This is a genomic window from Pseudomonas sp. 11/12A, assembly GCF_000800055.1.
Classification (GTDB): domain Bacteria; phylum Pseudomonadota; class Gammaproteobacteria; order Pseudomonadales; family Pseudomonadaceae; genus Aquipseudomonas; species Aquipseudomonas mohnii.
In genome coordinates this window covers 3,957,501-3,974,721 of the sequence record NZ_JUGV01000001.1, presented here as the reverse complement: position 1 = coordinate 3,974,721, position 17,221 = coordinate 3,957,501, and the positions used below count along the sequence as shown (strand labels likewise).

13 protein-coding genes and 4 tRNA genes (1 of these 17 running past the window's edge) are annotated in these 17,221 nt (G+C 57.7%); 10 read left to right on the top strand and 7 right to left on the bottom strand.

Translation table 11 applies throughout. The features are described 5' to 3' along the window. The first annotated feature begins 119 nt into the window (after positions 1-119). The 6 genes from alaS (at position 120) to GQ39_RS18240 (ending at position 4,937) form a co-directional block, all read left to right on the top strand. Positions 120-2,744, top strand: coding sequence for an alanine--tRNA ligase (gene alaS / locus GQ39_RS18265; protein ID WP_047532366.1), 2,625 nt, complete (start codon positions 120-122; stop codon positions 2,742-2,744). A gap of 91 nt (positions 2,745-2,835) precedes the next feature. Next, a complete protein-coding gene (locus tag GQ39_RS18260) occupies positions 2,836-4,077 on the top strand; it encodes an aspartate kinase (RefSeq protein ID WP_007934911.1) in 1,242 nt (413 codons plus the stop codon). A gap of 185 nt (positions 4,078-4,262) precedes the next feature. Next, entirely contained in the window at positions 4,263-4,451 is a 189-nt protein-coding gene (gene csrA / locus GQ39_RS18255) for a carbon storage regulator CsrA (RefSeq protein ID WP_002554426.1), read from the top strand. Positions 4,452-4,512: 61 nt separating this feature from the next. Then, positions 4,513-4,603 (top strand) — tRNA-Ser (locus GQ39_RS18250). A 108-nt stretch (positions 4,604-4,711) separates the two neighbouring features. Then, positions 4,712-4,788: transfer RNA gene (locus GQ39_RS18245), tRNA-Arg, on the top strand. A 72-nt stretch (positions 4,789-4,860) separates the two neighbouring features. Continuing rightward, a tRNA-Arg gene (locus tag GQ39_RS18240) sits at positions 4,861-4,937 on the top strand. Between the two features lie 19 nt (positions 4,938-4,956). Here the strand turns inward: GQ39_RS18240 and GQ39_RS18235 are convergent. Next, positions 4,957-5,475 (bottom strand): SmpA/OmlA family outer membrane lipoprotein, encoded by a 519-nt coding sequence (locus GQ39_RS18235; RefSeq protein ID WP_047532346.1) that lies wholly within the window; start codon positions 5,473-5,475, stop codon positions 4,957-4,959. Between the two features lie 322 nt (positions 5,476-5,797). Between GQ39_RS18235 and mgtE the strand changes: the two genes are divergently transcribed. Next, complete coding sequence (mgtE, locus tag GQ39_RS18230; RefSeq protein ID WP_047532344.1) at positions 5,798-7,240, top strand: magnesium transporter; 1,443 nt, start codon at positions 5,798-5,800, stop codon at positions 7,238-7,240. Between the two features lie 218 nt (positions 7,241-7,458). Here the strand turns inward: mgtE and GQ39_RS18225 are convergent, their stop codons facing one another. Then, positions 7,459-7,785, bottom strand: a complete 327-nt coding sequence (locus GQ39_RS18225; RefSeq protein ID WP_003178899.1) for an Arc family DNA-binding protein — start codon at positions 7,783-7,785, stop codon at positions 7,459-7,461. A gap of 592 nt (positions 7,786-8,377) precedes the next feature. On the opposite strand from GQ39_RS18225, the gene GQ39_RS18220 reads away from it, so the two are divergent. Further along, a tRNA-Arg gene (locus GQ39_RS18220) sits at positions 8,378-8,454 on the top strand. Between the two features lie 260 nt (positions 8,455-8,714). Here GQ39_RS18220 and GQ39_RS18215 read toward each other — a convergent pair. The 5 genes from GQ39_RS18215 to GQ39_RS18195 form a co-directional block, all read right to left on the bottom strand. Then, positions 8,715-9,980, bottom strand: a complete 1,266-nt coding sequence (locus GQ39_RS18215; protein ID WP_047532317.1) for an aspartate aminotransferase family protein — start codon at positions 9,978-9,980, stop codon at positions 8,715-8,717. Beyond that, positions 9,977-11,041, bottom strand: coding sequence for a phosphotransferase (locus tag GQ39_RS18210; RefSeq protein WP_236693113.1), 1,065 nt, complete (start codon positions 11,039-11,041; stop codon positions 9,977-9,979). Before GQ39_RS18210 ends, GQ39_RS18215 begins: the two co-directional genes overlap by 4 nt. Continuing rightward, the gene (locus tag GQ39_RS18205) at positions 11,034-11,768 is read right to left on the bottom strand and encodes an SDR family NAD(P)-dependent oxidoreductase (RefSeq protein WP_047532313.1); all 735 of its coding nucleotides are present in this window, start codon (positions 11,766-11,768) and stop codon (positions 11,034-11,036) included. Before GQ39_RS18205 ends, GQ39_RS18210 begins: the two co-directional genes overlap by 8 nt. 84 nt (positions 11,769-11,852) lie before the next feature. Beyond that, the gene (locus GQ39_RS18200; protein WP_047532311.1) at positions 11,853-12,530 is read right to left on the bottom strand and encodes a GntR family transcriptional regulator; all 678 of its coding nucleotides are present in this window, start codon (positions 12,528-12,530) and stop codon (positions 11,853-11,855) included. 194 nt (positions 12,531-12,724) lie between these two features. Then, on the bottom strand, positions 12,725-13,738 hold the full coding sequence (locus tag GQ39_RS18195; protein WP_047532309.1) for an AraC family transcriptional regulator: 1,014 nt from the start codon (positions 13,736-13,738) through the stop codon (positions 12,725-12,727). Positions 13,739-14,353: 615 nt separating this feature from the next. Here GQ39_RS18195 and GQ39_RS18190 point away from each other — a divergent pair. Next, a complete protein-coding gene (locus GQ39_RS18190) occupies positions 14,354-16,132 on the top strand; it encodes an acyl-CoA dehydrogenase (protein WP_047532308.1) in 1,779 nt (592 codons plus the stop codon). 213 nt (positions 16,133-16,345) lie between these two features. Beyond that, positions 16,346-17,221: the 5' portion of a succinate CoA transferase gene (locus GQ39_RS18185; protein ID WP_047532305.1), read on the top strand. It continues 621 nt past the right edge of the window; only the first 876 of its 1,497 coding nucleotides appear in the window; it begins with the start codon at positions 16,346-16,348; its stop codon lies off the right edge, out of view.

Sequence of the window (17,221 nt, the reverse complement as noted above, 5' to 3'; positions counted from 1 at the left end):
CTATCGTATAAACACGCTGTACCCCGCGCGCAGGGCCGATATAATGCGGCCCTTTGCCGTCGCTTCGTCTGTTGACGTTTCGAACAGGCCTTTGGCCGCAGCCTCCGTGGAAGAACCTAATGAAAAGCGCAGAAATCCGTGAAGCCTTCCTTCGCTTCTTCGAAGAGCAAGGCCACACCCGTGTAGCCTCCAGCTCTTTGATTCCGGGCAACGACCCAACCCTGCTGTTCACCAACGCGGGGATGAACCAGTTCAAGGACTGTTTCCTGGGCCAGGAAAAGCGCGCGTACACACGCGCCGTCAGCAGCCAGAAATGCGTGCGCGCTGGTGGCAAGCACAACGACCTGGAAAACGTCGGCTATACCGCCCGTCACCATACTTTCTTCGAAATGCTGGGTAACTTCAGCTTCGGTGACTATTTCAAGCGTGATGCCATCACCTACGCCTGGACCTTCCTGACTTCCGACAAATGGCTGAACCTGCCAAAGGAAAAGCTCTGGGTCACGGTCTATGCCAGTGATGACGAGGCGTACGACATCTGGACCAAGGAAATCGGCGTTCCCGCCGAACGCATGGTTCGTATCGGCGACAACAAAGGCGCTCCTTACGCTTCCGACAACTTCTGGACCATGGGCGATACCGGCCCGTGCGGTCCTTGCACCGAGATTTTCTACGATCACGGCGCCGACATCTGGGGTGGCCCACCGGGCTCGCCGGAAGAAGACGGCGACCGCTACATCGAAATCTGGAACAACGTGTTCATGCAGTTCAACCGCACCGCCGATGGCGTGTTGCACCCGCTGCCAGCACCGTCGGTAGACACCGGCATGGGCCTGGAGCGGATCAGTGCCGTGCTGCAGCACGTGCATTCGAACTATGAAATCGACCTGTTCCAGAGCCTGCTGAGCGCATCGGCCAAGGCCATCGGTTGCACCAACGACGCACAGGCTTCCCTGAAAGTCGTGGCTGACCACATCCGTTCTTGCGGTTTCCTGATCGCTGACGGCGTGCTGCCATCCAACGAAGGCCGTGGCTATGTGCTGCGCCGGATCATTCGTCGCGCCTGCCGTCACGGCAACAAGCTCGGGGCCAAGGGCAGCTTCTTCTACCAGATCGTTGCGGCACTGGTTGCCGAGATGGGCGAAGCCTTCCCTGAACTGAAATCCCAACAGGCGCACATCGAACGCGTTCTGAAGGCCGAAGAAGAGCAATTCGCCAAGACCCTGGAGCAGGGCCTGAAAATCCTCGAGCAGGATCTCGCCGAACTCAAGGGCGACGTGGTGCCCGGCGATGTCGTATTCAAGCTCTACGACACCTACGGTTTCCCGATGGACCTGACCGGCGACATCGCTCGCGAACGCAACCTGACCATCGACGAAGAAGGTTTCGAGCGCGAAATGGAAGCCCAGCGCGTCCGTGCCCGTTCGGCCAGCTCTTTCGGCATGGACTACAACAGCCTGGTCAAGGTGGATGTCGATACCGAGTTCACCGGTTACCACGCCACCAGCGGTTCGGCGAAAGTCGTTGCCCTCTATAAGGACGGGCAATCGGTCGATGTATTGAGCGAAGGTGAAGAAGGCGTGGTCGTTCTGAACCAGACCCCGTTCTACGCGGAGTCCGGCGGCCAGGTCGGCGATTGCGGCTACTTGCAGGCCGGTGCTTCGCGCTTCGATGTGCGCGACACCACCAAGACCGGTGGCGCGTTCCTGCATCACGGTGTGCTGGCGTCGGGTAGCCTGTTGATCGGTGCGCCGGTGGAAACCCACGTCGAGGCTGACGTGCGTCACGCCACCTCGCTGAACCACTCGGCCACTCACTTGCTGCACGCCGCCTTGCGCCAGGTGCTGGGCGATCACGTTCAGCAGAAAGGCTCGTTGGTCGACAGTCAGCGCCTGCGTTTCGACTTCAGTCACTTCGAAGCGATCAAGCCGGAACAGCTCAAAGCGCTGGAAGAGATCGTCAACGCCGAAATTCGCAAGAACTCCGCGGTTGAAACCGAAGAGACCGATATCGAAACCGCCAAGAAGAAAGGCGCCATGGCGCTGTTCGGCGAGAAGTATGGCGACAATGTTCGCGTGCTGAGCATGGGCGGTGATTTCTCCGTTGAGCTGTGCGGCGGTATTCACGCCAACCGTACCGGCGACATCGGCCTGCTGAAAATCATCAGTGAGGGTGGTGTGGCGTCTGGTGTGCGTCGTATCGAAGCGGTCACCGGTGCTGCGGCCCTGGCCTACTTGAATGCGGCCGAAGAACAACTCAAGGAAGCGGCCAACCTGGTCAAGGGCAGCCGCGACAACCTGATCGACAAGTTGTCGGCTGTGCTGGAGCGCAACCGTCTGCTGGAGAAACAACTCGAGCAATTGCAAGCCAAGGCTGCCAGCGCCGCGGGCGACGATCTGTCGGCTTCGGCATTGGACGTCAAGGGTGTGAAAGTGCTGGCTGTTCGTCTGGACGGTCAGGATGGCAAGGCGCTGCTGGCGCTGGTCGATCAGCTGAAAAACAAACTCGGCCGCGCAGTGATCCTGCTCGGCAGTGTCCATGAGGAAAAGGTCGTACTGGTTGCAGGCGTAACCAAAGACCTGACTGGCCAACTCAAAGCCGGTGATTTGATGAAGCAAGCCGCTGCGGCAGTGGGCGGGAAGGGCGGTGGTCGTCCAGACATGGCGCAAGGCGGCGGTACCGACGCTGGCGCACTGGATGCAGCACTGGCGCTGACCGTTCCATTTGTAGAGCAGGGTTTATAAGGCAGTGCTCTCGGCCCGCAGTCTAGTGGCGGGCCGGAACGCTGTTTGAGTGATTATTTGGGCGCCCTTCATGGGCAGAGGCGGCTTTGAAATGGCTTTGATCGTACAGAAATTTGGAGGCACCTCGGTCGGCACTGTCGAGAGAATCGAGCAAGTCGCCGACAAGGTTAAGAAATTCCGCGATGCCGGCGATGACCTGGTGGTTGTGCTGTCTGCAATGAGCGGCGAAACCAACCGTCTGATCGATCTGGCCAAGCAAATCAGTGGCGACGGGCAACCGGTTCCGCGTGAACTGGACGTGATCGTTTCCACCGGCGAGCAGGTGACGATTGCCCTGTTGGCCATGGCGCTGATCAAGCGCGGTGTGCCGGCGGTTTCGTACACCGGTAATCAGGTCCGGATTCTGACGGATAGCGCGCACAATAAAGCGCGTATCTTGCAGATTGATGACCAGAAGATTCGCGGCGACCTGAAGGCTGGTCGTGTGGTCGTTGTCGCTGGTTTCCAGGGTGTCGACGAGCACGGCAATATCACGACCCTCGGTCGTGGCGGTTCTGACACCACGGGTGTGGCCCTGGCAGCAGCCCTGAAGGCTGATGAATGCCAGATCTACACCGATGTCGATGGCGTCTACACCACGGACCCGCGCGTCGTGTCCGTGGCCCAGCGCCTGGACAAGATCACCTTCGAAGAGATGCTGGAAATGGCCAGCCTCGGTTCCAAGGTGTTGCAGATCCGTGCGGTCGAGTTCGCCGGCAAGTACAACGTTCCGCTGCGCGTACTGCACAGCTTCAAGGAGGGTCCGGGCACCCTCATTACTATTGATGAAGAGGAAACCATGGAACAGCCGATCATTTCCGGCATCGCTTTCAACCGCGATGAAGCCAAGCTGACCATCCGTGGCGTGCCAGACACCCCGGGCGTGGCGTTCAAGATTCTCGGTCCTATCAGTGCCGCGAACATCGAAGTCGACATGATCGTGCAGAACGTTGCGCACGATAACACCACCGACTTCACCTTTACCGTGCACCGCAACGACTATCAGGCGGCACAATCTGTGCTGGAAAACACCGCTCGCGAGATCGGTGCCCGTGAAGTCGTGGGTGACACCAAGATCGCCAAGGTTTCGATCGTCGGCGTTGGCATGCGCTCCCACGCAGGCGTAGCCAGCCGCATGTTCGAATCCCTGGCCAAGGAAAGCATCAACATCCAGATGATCTCGACATCGGAAATCAAAGTCTCCGTAGTGATCGAAGAGAAGTACCTGGAACTGGCTGTGCGCGCCCTGCACACGGCTTTCGAACTGGACGCACCGGCCCGCCAGGGCGAGTGATGCGTTTGCCAAGGAGCGCGGTCTGACCGCGCTCTTTGTTTTTTGAACGGCGCGACCCGAAGCTGTTCTTTTGCTCGTGCTGGTCAATACTCAGGCATGCAGGCCGCGACCGTTTTGGTTGTAGGTCGAGTGCCTCTTTTTTTGCAGACTGTTGTCCCTGAAATGTAATGCGTGAGGAGAAAGGTATGCTGATTCTGACTCGTCGGTGCGCAGAAAGCCTGATTATTGGTGATGGCGAAATCACCGTGACCGTGCTCGGCGTCAAAGGAAATCAAGTGCGTATTGGTGTGAACGCCCCTAAAGAGGTGGCTGTCCATCGTGAGGAAATCTACCTGCGTATCAAGAAAGAGAAGGACGAAGAACCAAGCCATTAATTTTTATCGTTTTTATGTTTGCAAACGGGGAAGAAGCTGGTTAATATACGCCCCGTGTTGCGGAGAGCTGGCCGAGTGGCCGAAGGCGCTCCCCTGCTAAGGGAGTACACCTCAAAAGGGTGTCGGGGGTTCGAATCCCCCGTTCTCCGCCATTATTTTCGTAGTACGTTGTAATCTGGCTTATTCGGTAAGTTGTTGAAATTACTAGAAAAAAGCGCTTTACAAACAGATTGAACGGCCTATAATGCGCGGCAACAAATGCACTCGTAGCTCAGCTGGATAGAGTACTCGGCTACGAACCGAGCGGTCACAGGTTCGAATCCTGTCGAGTGCACCATTTAAGAGTTGTTTGCAGTGATGTGAATGACTTGGCTTCAACCAGTTGTGATCTGGTATAAAAACACAAAATGCACTCGTAGCTCAGCTGGATAGAGTACTCGGCTACGAACCGAGCGGTCACAGGTTCGAATCCTGTCGAGTGCACCATACAACAGAAAGCCCGCATTTAATGCGGGCTTTTTGCCGTCTGGGATTTGGCTTTTCCTTTCGTACATCCTCTCGCATCGAACTCTACGTTTGCGCTTCGACCTCGCTTGGTGTCGTAGCGATAACTCGTGGTCGAATTCCGAATGTTGATCTTGTCTGGTTTACCCAGGGCGCTTTCGACGTCTTGTTGGCTCATGCCAGCAACAATTCGCTGATTGATGATTGCTTCTCGGCGCTCCCTGGCGCTGATCAGGTTTCCACATTTGTCCTCTGGCTGGCCGACGACAGTCATATCGCGGTTTGTGAATGTCCTTCCCGGTGTTGCTCGAGGGTTGGCGTCCGGCATGAGCGCGACAGCCGTGCCGGGCGAGTAGGCTTGTACTTCGTGGGTCGAAAGGTGCTCGCCGGCTGCGCAGCCCATTGTCGTGAAGGTGATGCGTCCGTCAGGCGCTTCGCAGCGATGGACGGTTGTGGCGCGTACGATGAGTGGCAGGCAAAGAAGGGGGATCAGTAGAAGGCAGGATGATTTTGGTGGCATTCGACGTCCTCCGTGACGGTGCTCGTTCAAAGGTAGCTGCTACATTTTCATTTGTTGGTGTGTTTTCTTTTCGGGATGAGTCGTCGCAGTTTGAAGGATCAGGATGGCGCTCAAGATTGTTTCGCAAGCGCTTGTTTCAGCCACGATTTTTTAACGTTTAAAACCGTCGGGCGGTGTTATCATTGCGCCCGTCAGCCCCGCCGGGGCTTGTGGAATACCTCCATGGACTTACCCAGTAGTTACTTAATTTCCCGTTTTTCCAATCATGAATTGACTGATTGATACTTCCGGCGTGCCCCGCTGCTGGGAGTGGAGTTCGCCTATGTCTGAAGTTGAAGTAAAGAAAACGCAAGAAAGCTTGCAGGACCGCCTCGCTCAAGTTGTTGAGCTGTTGCAGCGCCAGCGAGTAGTAGAAGACCTGACTCATCGCCAGGAAGGCCCGCATCACGATCGGGTTGAGAACCTGGTCCACCGGCAGAATCTCGTCGAGTTGCAGCGCAAGCTCGATGATCTGCACTCCGCCGACGTCGCCTATATCCTTGAAGCCTTGCCACTGGACGATCGTCTAGCGCTTTGGCAATTGGTCAAGGCTGATCGCGACGGCGACATCCTTCTCGAAGTATCCGACTCGGTTCGTGAAACCCTGATCGCCGACATGGACGATCATGAGCTCCTGGCTGCAGCCAAGGACATGGATGCCGACGAACTTGCTGACCTGGCCTCAGAGCTGCCGCGAGATGTTGTCCATGAGCTGATGGAAACTCTCGATGGTCAGCAGCGTGAGCGTGTTCGCTCCGCATTGTCCTATGACGAGGATCAGGTCGGTGCATTGATGGACTTCGAGATGGTGACCATCCGTGAGGATGTCAGTCTCGAAGTGGTTTTGCGCTACCTGCGGCGCCTCAAGGAGCTGCCCGGCCATACCGACAAACTGTTTGTGGTTGATTACGACGGCGTCCTCAAGGGGGTGTTGCCGATCAAGCGTTTGCTGGTTAACGATCCGGACAAGCAGGTTTCTGAAGTGATGGCCAGCGATCCGGTGAGCTTTCATCCGGATGAAGAGGCCTACGACGCAGCTCAGGCGTTTGAGCGATACGATCTTATTTCGGCACCTGTCGTAGACAAAAACGGCAAGTTGATCGGTCGACTGACCATTGATGAAATGGTCGACCTGATTCGTGAAGAGAGCGAGAACGAAGTTCTCAATATGGCGGGTCTGCGCGAAGAAGAAGATATTTTCGCGTCCGTCTGGAAGTCCCTGCGTAACCGTTGGGCCTGGCTGGCGGTGAATCTGATCACTGCATTCGTTGCATCGCGGGTGATTGGTCTTTTCGAGGGCTCAATCGAGAAGCTGGTAGCGCTTGCGGCGCTTATGCCGATCGTGGCGGGTATCGGGGGCAATTCCGGTAATCAGACCATTACTATGATTGTTCGGGCGATGGCGTTGGATCAAGTGAGCACTGGCAATACTTCGCGACTGATGCGCAAAGAGTTGGCAGTTGCACTGATCAATGGCGTGATCTGGGGTGGTGTGATCGGCGTTGTTGCCTATCTTCTATACGGCAGTTGGTCGTTGGGTGTGGTGATGACCGCTGCCATGACACTCAATTTGTTGCTTGCAGCACTGATGGGAGTGCTGATCCCGATGACGCTGGCGCGGCTTGGGCGCGATCCTGCCATGGGGGCCAGTGTCATGATTACGGCCATGACTGATAGCGGAGGGTTCTTTATCTTCCTTGGTCTGGCAACGATCTTCCTGCTCTGAGATGTTTGTCCTAAAGCCCGCCTTCCGGCGGGCTTTTTTATGCGGTGCGTCAGGCATGATGTGTTACGCGCTGGTGTAACCAGCCTGGGGCGGTTCGCTTGCGCGGGGTCACAAAGGCCCGTGGTCGAGCTCTCGAGCGCCAGTTTTGAATCAGGCGTTGCCGAAAAGCAGGCGAAAAAAAGCCAGCGATTAGGCTGGCTTGAGATTTTCTGTGTGAGTCAGGAGGCGTCTGCGGCCATTTCCGCATCATGGGCAATCAACGAAACGAGAGCGTTTTGCTGGCGGTGGGATAGCTGTCGGAAGCGCTGCAGCAATTCACGTTCGTGCAATGAGAGCTCTGGACTGTCCAGGCGCATGCTTAGTTCTTCGCCCAGTGCGCCTTCCTGAATAAGGCTCTGTTCAAGGCGCGCGATGATTTCGGAGTTCATGCTGCGATGATGATTGCGAGCCACTTCGGCAATGCGTTCACGCATTCCGTCTGGCAGACGTACGACGAACTTGTCAGCCGTACGGCTGGAATAAATTGCCTGTTTCAATGGGCGCATATATTTAACCGGTTAGTTCAGGGGAGCGGTTTTCGGGATTGACCGCAGGATGTCTGATAGGACAAGCGCTCTGGTCAAATGTTCAACCTGAATTGATAGAGGCTCGCATCATGCCTCACTGAGCCAGATCATTGGCGTCAATTCTGTGACAAATATTGAACTGGATAAAGGCATTATGCCAGCACCAATTATCAGAAATACGGACGGGTCTGGAAAGTGGTCTGGGTCCGTATTGCTGGCCGCGTCCTTTGCCCGACTGAGAGTGTCGATAATATCTGAAGGGCCTTTCGTGCGAATTCAATCGCTGTTCCTTGCTCCTACAGGATAGTGGCAAATGGCCGATTTACTAGGGCCAAGTGCATACTCAGAGCGATTTAGGATGGATGGCGACCAGATTTGTCTGATGTAGCATCCTCGAGCTGTCTGGGTGAAAGGAGCGTCAAGGGATCTTTTTTGGCTTCCTCAGCAAATTTCGCGATCCTGCGTGGCGTATGCCTACACTTAAAATGCCTAAGGACGACATGACAAAGCCATGCTTGCCCGTTAACATGCACGCCGTCCATTGCTCCGCAAATTCTTGCGGGCAGTTTGTGTCTCAGTAGCTCAATTGGATAGAGCATCCCCCTCCTAAGGGGAAGGTTGGCAGTTCGAACCTGCCCTGGGACACCATATATCCAGCCACTCTCTCATTTTTCAGCTATTGCAGTTGACCGCTCTCGGTGTCTGCTTCGGTCACTACGCCCATCGCACTGCTTATCCCTCCTTATAGCTACCAGTCCTGGATTGACGGATATTTGCATTAATGCGCGTCGACCAGCGCCCCGGTGGTGTGTCTGGACGCCTGAATTGATACCGGATTACCCCATATCAGGACCTGTTGCGGGGGCCGAGGCTGGCTCCGCCAAATCGGCGCCGGTAAAGCGTGACGTTCAGCGCAGGTCGTTCAACGTTGCATCCAGTCGTTCGACCAGCAGGTCCGCATGCTCGCGGGCAAATACCAAGGGTGGGCGAATCTTGAGGATGTTGGCCATGGGGCCGGTCGAGCTGATCAGCACCTGACGGCGGCGCATGCCGTTGACGACCGCCGCCGCGGCAGCTGTTGCCGGGGCTTGCGTCTCGCGGTCTGCAACCAGTTCGACACCAATGAACAGCCCCTCGCCGCGTACATCGCCAATGACTTCATGGCGCTCGGCCAGTTTGCGCAACCCCTCCTTGAGATAGCTGCCGACATCGCGGGCATTGGCTTGCAGGTTTTCTTCGCGCAGTACCCGCAGTACCGCGTGCGCAGCCTTGCAGGACACCGGGTTACCCCCGTACGTATTGAAATAACGTTGTTGGTGACCGAATTGATCGAACAGCGCCGAGCGCCCGACCACCGCGGCAACTGGATGGCCGTTGCCCATGGGTTTGCCCAGCGTGACCAGATCCGGAATCACTGATTCACGGGCAAACCCCCAGCGCTGCCCACCGGTGCGGCCGAACCCAGGCTGCACCTCATCGGCGATATACAGTCCGCCGGCGTCTCGCACGCATTGCGCGGCAGCGGCCAGTTCGCCGTTCGCGGGGCTGAACACACCATCGCTGGAGAAAATGCTGTCGACCAGCAACGCCGCGGGTTTGATGCCTTGCGCCTGCATGTCTTGCACGGCCGCTTTGACGCTGGCAACGAAATCGGCGGTTCGGCGGTAGGAATCCGGGGCCTCCACCAGGCGCACATGGCTGGCGGTGGGGAGGCCCGTGGCCAGCGATGGCGATACCTCGGCCAATGCGCTGGTCACGCCGTGGTAGGCCCAGCGGGTGACAATGATGCCCGTTCCGCCGCTGTGGCATCGTGCGATGCGCAACGCCAGATCGTTGGCCTCGCTGCCGGTGCAGGTCATGGTCATGTTATCGAGCTGCGGGGGAAACTCGCTGAGCAGGTCTTCTGCGTATTCCACGATCGATGGGTGCAGATAGCGCGTGTGGGTATTGAGCAGGGCGCTTTGCTCGGAAATGGCTGCGACCACGGCGGGGTGGCAGTGACCGATGGACGCCACGTTGTTATAGGCATCCAGGTAGGCGGTATTGTTTTTGTCGTACAGCCACACGCCTTCACCCCGCACCGGCGCGAAGGGTTCCTCGTAAAACAATCGATAGCTGGCGCCCAGTGCGCGTTGGCGACGGGCGATCAGTTCAGCGGCGGTGGATGAACTCATGGAGCCTCCGGTGTGCAGGCGTTGATCAGGCTTTGGGTCAGCAACCCCTCGGGCAAGGCGGTGAGGCATTGCAGATTGCGCCAGGTGGTGCGCAGGTTACGCAGGACGTAGGTGCGGTTTTCCGGATACAGGCTGGCGCGCCACTGGGCGATGGTAATGGCCATGGCCATGCGCACGGCGATGAGTTCGCCGAGTACAGCCAGCTCCTCGCGCTGCAACGGGATCTTTGCGTGGTAGGCGGCGACAAAGGCCTTGATCTGCCAGAGTGGGTCGGTGGCGTCGGCGTCGAACTGATATGAGAGAGCCGTTCCCAATTCGTTGATTAGCGGGGCGTGGAGGGCATCGCCGAAGTCGATGATGGCCGCAACGCGGCTGGCGGTTTCGCAGTCGAGCATGACGTTGTGCGGGTTTAGATCGTTATGAATCACCTGCGCACGCAGTTTGGCCAGACGCGGTTTTACCGAAGTTTCGTAGCTGTCCAGCAGGGCGCAAACCAATGGCAGTTGATCGACGTCCAGGTTATCCAGATACGGCCTGATTCGCTCCGCGTGGCCGACATCCCAGAGCAGATCGCGATGAGCGGCAGGGTGCTGGAAGTCATTGAGGGCCAGGTTGATTTCGGCCAGGGAGGTACCGAGTTCGCGCATCAGCGCAACGCTGGGCTTGCCCAGATTCTGCGAAATACCGTCCAGGTAGCTGACGGTGCGCAGTGTCAGTGTTTGCTCGCTCACCAGCACTTTCGGTTCAAACTCCCCACTGAGTGCAGGCAGCACACGCGGAACCGGCAGGTGCGCACCGTGCCGCTCGATGTGCAGCAACGCCTGGGTCTGGAAGCTGATGACGCCGGGATCTTCGGCTGGGTTGATGAATTTCAGGACGAAGGCGCCGCGGTTGGACCGGATGAGAAAGTTGGCATCGCGTTCGCCATTGAGCAGCTTCAGCGTGCCTTTGAGGCCGTATACCCGATCAGCGATTTCCAGTGCTTCGGCAGGCGACACGTTAGGCGCCTGGGTGGTCATCAATTCGGTGCAACACCCCTTGACCATGATGGCATCAGACATGCTGGCCACCATTGACGTGAATTTCCGCTCCGTTCACGTAAGAAGCGCCGCTGGTGCAGAGGAAGTAGATCAGCGAGGCGACTTCCTCCGGTTTGCCCAAGCGATTCATGGGTACCAGTCGCTCGACGATGTCGGTGGTGCCCGGAGACAGGATGGCGGTGTCGATTTCGCCGGGGGCAATGGCGTTGACCCGCACCCCGTGCGGGCCGAAATCATAGGCCATTTCCCGAGTCAGAGCCGAGAGCGCCGCCTTGGAAGTGGCGTAGGCAACGCCAGCAAAAGGGTGCACCTTGGAACCCGCAATGGACGTGACATTGATGATGCTGCCCTGGGCGGCTTTCAGTTCATCGAACAGGCCGCGAGCGAGGAGGGCAGTAGAGAACAGGTTGACGTTGAACACCTTCAACCACGTGGCGTAATCGGTTTCCAGCACGCCAAGTCGACCACCTTCCGGACTTTTTGGTGACACGCCAGCGTTGTCTACCAGCGCATCAAGCCGTCCCCCGAGTTTTTCCTTAATGGTCGCCAGGCTGGCGCTGACACTGTCGATGTCCTCAAGATCCAGATGGATATGGTTGAGCAAGCCTTCCGCCCAAGGGCATTCAGCGACCCAGCTTTGTCGGGAGGCGGTGAATACTTCCCAGCCAGCCGCATTGAAATGCTTGACCGTCGCATGGCCAATGCCGCGGCTGGCGCCGGTTAACAGTAGCTTTTTTTTCTCGCTCATGAGCACGGCTCTTCGTAATTGAAGTTTGATGCATCATGTTTTCAGGCGTGCAAGTAGTCAATAGGGGCATCAGGGATCGTTTCGTCAGGAAGCCGCTTCCTGACTGACGGCTATGAACTCCAGCATTTTTTGATTGCCGTCGAGAATGTCCGCCTGGATTGCGTGTTTGGCGGCTGCCGCATCCTGCTGACGCAGGGCATTGAGTACTTCGATATGGTGTTCAATGGCCATGGTCAGGGAGAAATGCGCATACGCCTGTGCGATCAGCGGTCCTGCGCGCATCCACAGACTGTCCAGATAGCTGCGCAGCAAAGGCATGCGTGCAGCTTCCGCGATCAAAAAGTGAAACTCGCTATTCAGGCGTAACGCTTCAGGAAGGTCTCTATTGTTGATGGCTTCGAGGTTGAGCTGAATGTTGGCGTCGATGCGTTTAAGGTCGTTTGAGGTTGCAAGCCGCGCGGCGGTTTCGGCACCAAGGCCTTCAAGATTCAACCTTAGCGTGCGGATTTCCAGATAGGCCGCACTGTCGAGCACCGGTACTCGAATGTCCTTGGGGGTCTTGAGCACCAGCGCTTTCTCTTTCGCCAGTTGCAGAATGGCGTCTCGCACGGGGGTGACGCTTGTTCCCAGCTGGCTGGCCAGCTCCCGGATGCGCAGTCGATCATCAGGCTTGAGGCTGCCCGTGATCAAGGCGTTGCGCAGTTGGGAGTAAACGTTGCTGCCCAGATAGGTGTGAGTGATCGCGTCGAAGGGGTAAGGCATGAATCACCGGATGCAGTTTGGCCAAAGACTATACAACATGATGCATTAAGTCTTTTGCGGAAACCGGCGTAGCAATATGGATAAGAGGCTGGGCCGGGGGGAGGGCGGTGCTTGGTGGCGGCGATAACGGGGCAGCGATTGATTCAGACCAGCAGAGCTCACTGAACCGTCCGAAAAGAGACTGAGGGCTATTTCTATTGGCGCGCCACGTCTCGGTAGTTCTTGGGTAGCTCGCCGGTCCATTGCCGAAACGCTCGGGTGAACGCGGACGGCTCGGAAAAACCCAGCATTTGGGAAATGAGGCTGATCGACATCGACGTCTGGCTCAGGTAGTGGATCGCCATGTCGCGACGCACTCCGTCCTTGAGTCGTTGAAATTGGCTGCCTTCGGCCGCGAGTTTTCGCCTGAGCGTTCTCTCGGTGAGGTGCAATTCAAGGGCGGCACTCTGAATGGTTGTTTCAGCCAGGTCCTCGGAACGCTCCAGATGATCCAGTACCCGCCGTGTATAAACCGGGTAATAGGCAGGGCGAGTGAACCAGTCGAATGGTGCCCGCTTCAAGTGATGGCCGAGGGTCTCGGGCGTTTGCACCAACGGTGCCGTGAGTATCGCGGCATCGAACACCAGGCAGGTCACGGCCTGGTCAAACTTCGCCGGGCAAGGAAACATCAAGCGGTATTCGGTCAGGTGTTTGGGTGCAGGATGGTCAAACGCGACATGTTTCAGGGGGATTCGCTGGCCAATCAACCAGCTGGGAAATCGATGCCACAGCAGCAACAGGAAACCTCTCAACAAGTAATCCTGGTCTTTGGCCGGGTCCTTGAGCGCCATCGAAAAAAACGCCTCATCGCCAACGATGTCGAGTGACAGATGCAGGGAGTCATTGATCACGTTGTAGAAGTGGCTGAGCTTGTAATACACCGAATGCAGGTTGTGCGAATGAATGACCTGTTTGGCCATGATGGCAAAGACACCCTGTGGACAGCGTTGCGAGCCCATGCCAAGAAACTCGTCGTCAGCCAGGCGCCAGACGGCCCGCATCAGGCGGCTGAATTGGTCAGGCGTGATCCGCAGATGGGCATTTTCCAGCATGCGCTGGTTAAGGCCTGCTTCCTTGAGCAGCACCGCTTCGTCGAGCTGAAGACGGTGGCCGGCATTCATCAGCATTCGGGCGAAATGGATAGAGATTGAATAGCGTTCGATGCCCATCGGAGGCAGATTCCTGCTGTGTGTACGTTCAGTTTATCGCCTAAGTGCTGTCCGATAATGTCTATTTTTAGACTGGTTTCGTTATTGTCGTCGAGGGGCCTCCCGATAGAAGCTAGCCGCCACCTGTAGACGCCTGTCTGACCCGGTCAGAGCGCTGTTATTGCCTCCAAGGAAGCCCGTCCGTGCACGTGCAAGTAGTCGACGCGGTTACCGTCCGCCAGAACGTGACGGCATCCGAAACAGATGCATCCCGCCTGAAAAACCGCACGCTAGACAAGTCGGCGCGCCACCGTTGCAGTGTGTACGTACGCCGCTGCGACGCACAGCCTTCCCGATACGCGCCAATTGCCGCGCCGGTTCCCGGGCCGGGCACGGCACCAATGAACGTCTTTGCATCTGCGACGCCGTGGTCATTACCGGCGCCACCTGGTGCGTAACGTTTGAAGCAAGAGGTCCGTGAACATGGCCAATTTAGTCGATTACCGAGTGCTATCAGCCAAGGCCTGACGTGACTCAGGTCGACACTGAAGCACGCCCGTTATTACCCAGTCGTTTGCCCCGCTGTGGCTGACACAGGCGGTCTGCCTAACGCATCGTTTTAGTGAGGAAACAAAAATGAGTGATTACACCCACCCCTACCGCGACACCACGTTCGTGCTCAAAGAACTGGTCGAGTTTGAAGCCTTGTGCGCGTCGGCCCATCTGGACGACGTCAACGATGAGCTGGTTTCCGCGATTCTGGCCGAAGCCGGTCGACTGGGCTCCGGGGTATTGGCACCACTCAATCGGATTGGCGACACCCAAGGCTCGCGCCTGAATGAGCAAGGCGTGCAGGAAGCTCCCGGGTTCGCCGACGCCTACCACCAATTCCAGGCTGGCGGCTGGCCTTCATTGACCGCCGCTGAAGCCTGGGGCGGCCAAAACCTCCCCAACGTGATTGGCACCGCTGTCAGTGAGATCTGGCACTCGGCCAATATGGCCTTCGCCCTCTGTCCGATGCTGACTCAAGGCTCGATTGAAGCGATCGCGCACCATGGCTCGCCCGCCCTGCGCGAGGCTTACCTGTCCAAACTGGTCAGCGGCGAATGGACTGGCACCATGAACCTCACCGAACCCGATGCCGGTTCGGATTTGGCCGCCATCAAGAGCCGAGCCATTCCTCAGGGTGACCACTACCTCATCAGCGGGCAAAAAATCTTTATCACCTGGGGCGACCACCAGATGACGGACAACGTTGTCCATCTGGTACTGGCCCGGCTGCCGGATGCATCGGCCGGCGTCAAAGGGATTTCCCTGTTCCTGGTGCCTAAATTCTTGCTGGATGCCAAAGGCGAGCCCGGCGCACGTAACGATGCCCGCTGCATCTCCCTGGAACATAAACTGGGCATCCACGGCAGCCCGACCTGCGTCATGAGCTTTGGCGACAACGGCGGAGCCATCGGTTATCTGGTGGGCGAACCGCACCAAGGGTTGGCCTGCATGTTCACCATGATGAACCACGCCCGGCAAAGCGTTGGCCTGCAAGGGCTGGCCATCTCGGAGCGGGCTTATCAGCAGGCGCGTCAGTACGCAAAAGATCGCCTGCAAGGCACTCGCAAGGATGGCAGCCGTTTCTCTATCATCCATTTCCCCGATGTCCGTCGCATGCTGCTTCAGATGAAGTCGTCCATCGAAGCGATGCGGGCCCTGGCGTTGGTGGCCGCTGCCGAAGTGGACCGCACTGCTCACGCGCCTGACGCCGACACGGCGAAGGTCCATCAAGGTCGCGTCGACCTGCTCACACCTATCGTTAAAGGGTGGCTGACAGAAATGGCGCAAGAGGTGACCTCGCTCGGTGTGCAGATTCACGGCGGCATGGGGTTTATCGAAGAAACCGGCGCAGCCCAGCACTACCGTGATGCCCGTATCCTGACCATTTATGAAGGCACCACCGGCATCCAGGCACTGGACTTGGTCGGGCGCAAGACCCTGCTCAACCAAGGCGAACTGCTCACCCGTTTACTGGACGAAATCGGTGAAACCGTCGCCCAGCTACAAGGTTCGGCCACATTGGTCCATCAGGCCAAGGCACTGGACGATGCCTTGTGCGCAGGTCGCGCCGCTCTGCGCGTGCTCCTCGACAATGCCCAAAACGACGCCCACCTGGCGGGCAGCATCAGCGTCAATTTCATGATGCTGTTCGGCTACCTGAGTGGCGGCTGGTTGATGGCCTGCTCGGCACTCAGTGCTCAAGCTCTGCTGGACTCGGGCAATGGTGATCCGCAGTTCCTGGGTGCCAAGCTGATTACTGCCAATTTCTATGCCGAGCAACTGCTGCCTCGCGTACACGCGCTGCTGGCGGCGATTGGCGGTGGCAGTAAAAGCATCATGGCGCTGGACGATGAGCAGTTCTGACCCTGCGCGGACCTGAGCGATCCAGGTGATGGCCTTCGCCACACGCCTTGGCGACGCCTGCCTTAATCGTCTCGGCCTTCGCTTGTGCCCAGGCTAACGAACAATCCGACGAGCAGTGCCTCTCAGTGGCACTGCCCGGAATGGGCGTGATTACCGGTTGAGTGGCAGATGTCCGGTGACCCGCCTGCTATTCCCTACCTTCGAGGTTTTTCCATGCACGCTGCGCGTATCCGGCTGGCTTCCCTGCACGACAAAATCATGAGTGCACCACAGGCCGCCCTGCTCATTAAAGACGGCATGACCATCGGCATCAGTGGTTTTGGCGGTGCCGGAGACGCCACGGCAGTCTCCCTGGCCTTGATCGAACAGGCCAGGCGCGACCCGCTGAAAATCAACCTGATCACCGGCGCCAGCCTTGGCCATGGTCTGGACGGGTTGATGGCCGAAGCGGGTCTGTTAGCCCGGCGCATGCCTTTTCAGGGCGACCCTGTGTTGCGCAAGGCAATCAACGAAGGGAGGGTGATGTTTATCGACCAGCACCTCTCGGAAGTGGTCGAGCAGTTGCGCGGTGGCTACCTGCCGACCCCGGATATCGCGGTTATCGAGGCAGTGTGCATCACTGAGCAGGGGCATATCGTGCCCACCTCGTCGGTGGGCAACTCGGCCAGCCTGGCACTGGCCGCCAAGCAGGTCATCGTTGAACTCAACCTAGCGAGCAGTCCTCATTTTGAAGGGCTGCATGACATCTACCAACCCCAGAACCGTCCACACCGTGGCGCGATTCCTGTTCTCCAGTCAAACAGCCGCATTGGCAGCCATGCCATCGAGATCGACCCGTCACGCATCGCCGCCATCGTTATCAGCAACACAGCTGAGGCGGCCGTTCCCATGTTGCCGCCTGACAACGACACTCAGGCCATTGCCAATCATCTGGTCCGGTTTTTCGAGAATGAGGTGGAAATGGGGCGCCTGCCGAGAAACTTGGCGCCGCTGCAAGTGGGGGTGGGTTCCATCGCCAACGCAGTGATGTGCGGCTTGATCGACGCCCCGTTCAACGACCTGGTTCAGTATTCCGAGGTATTGCAGGAT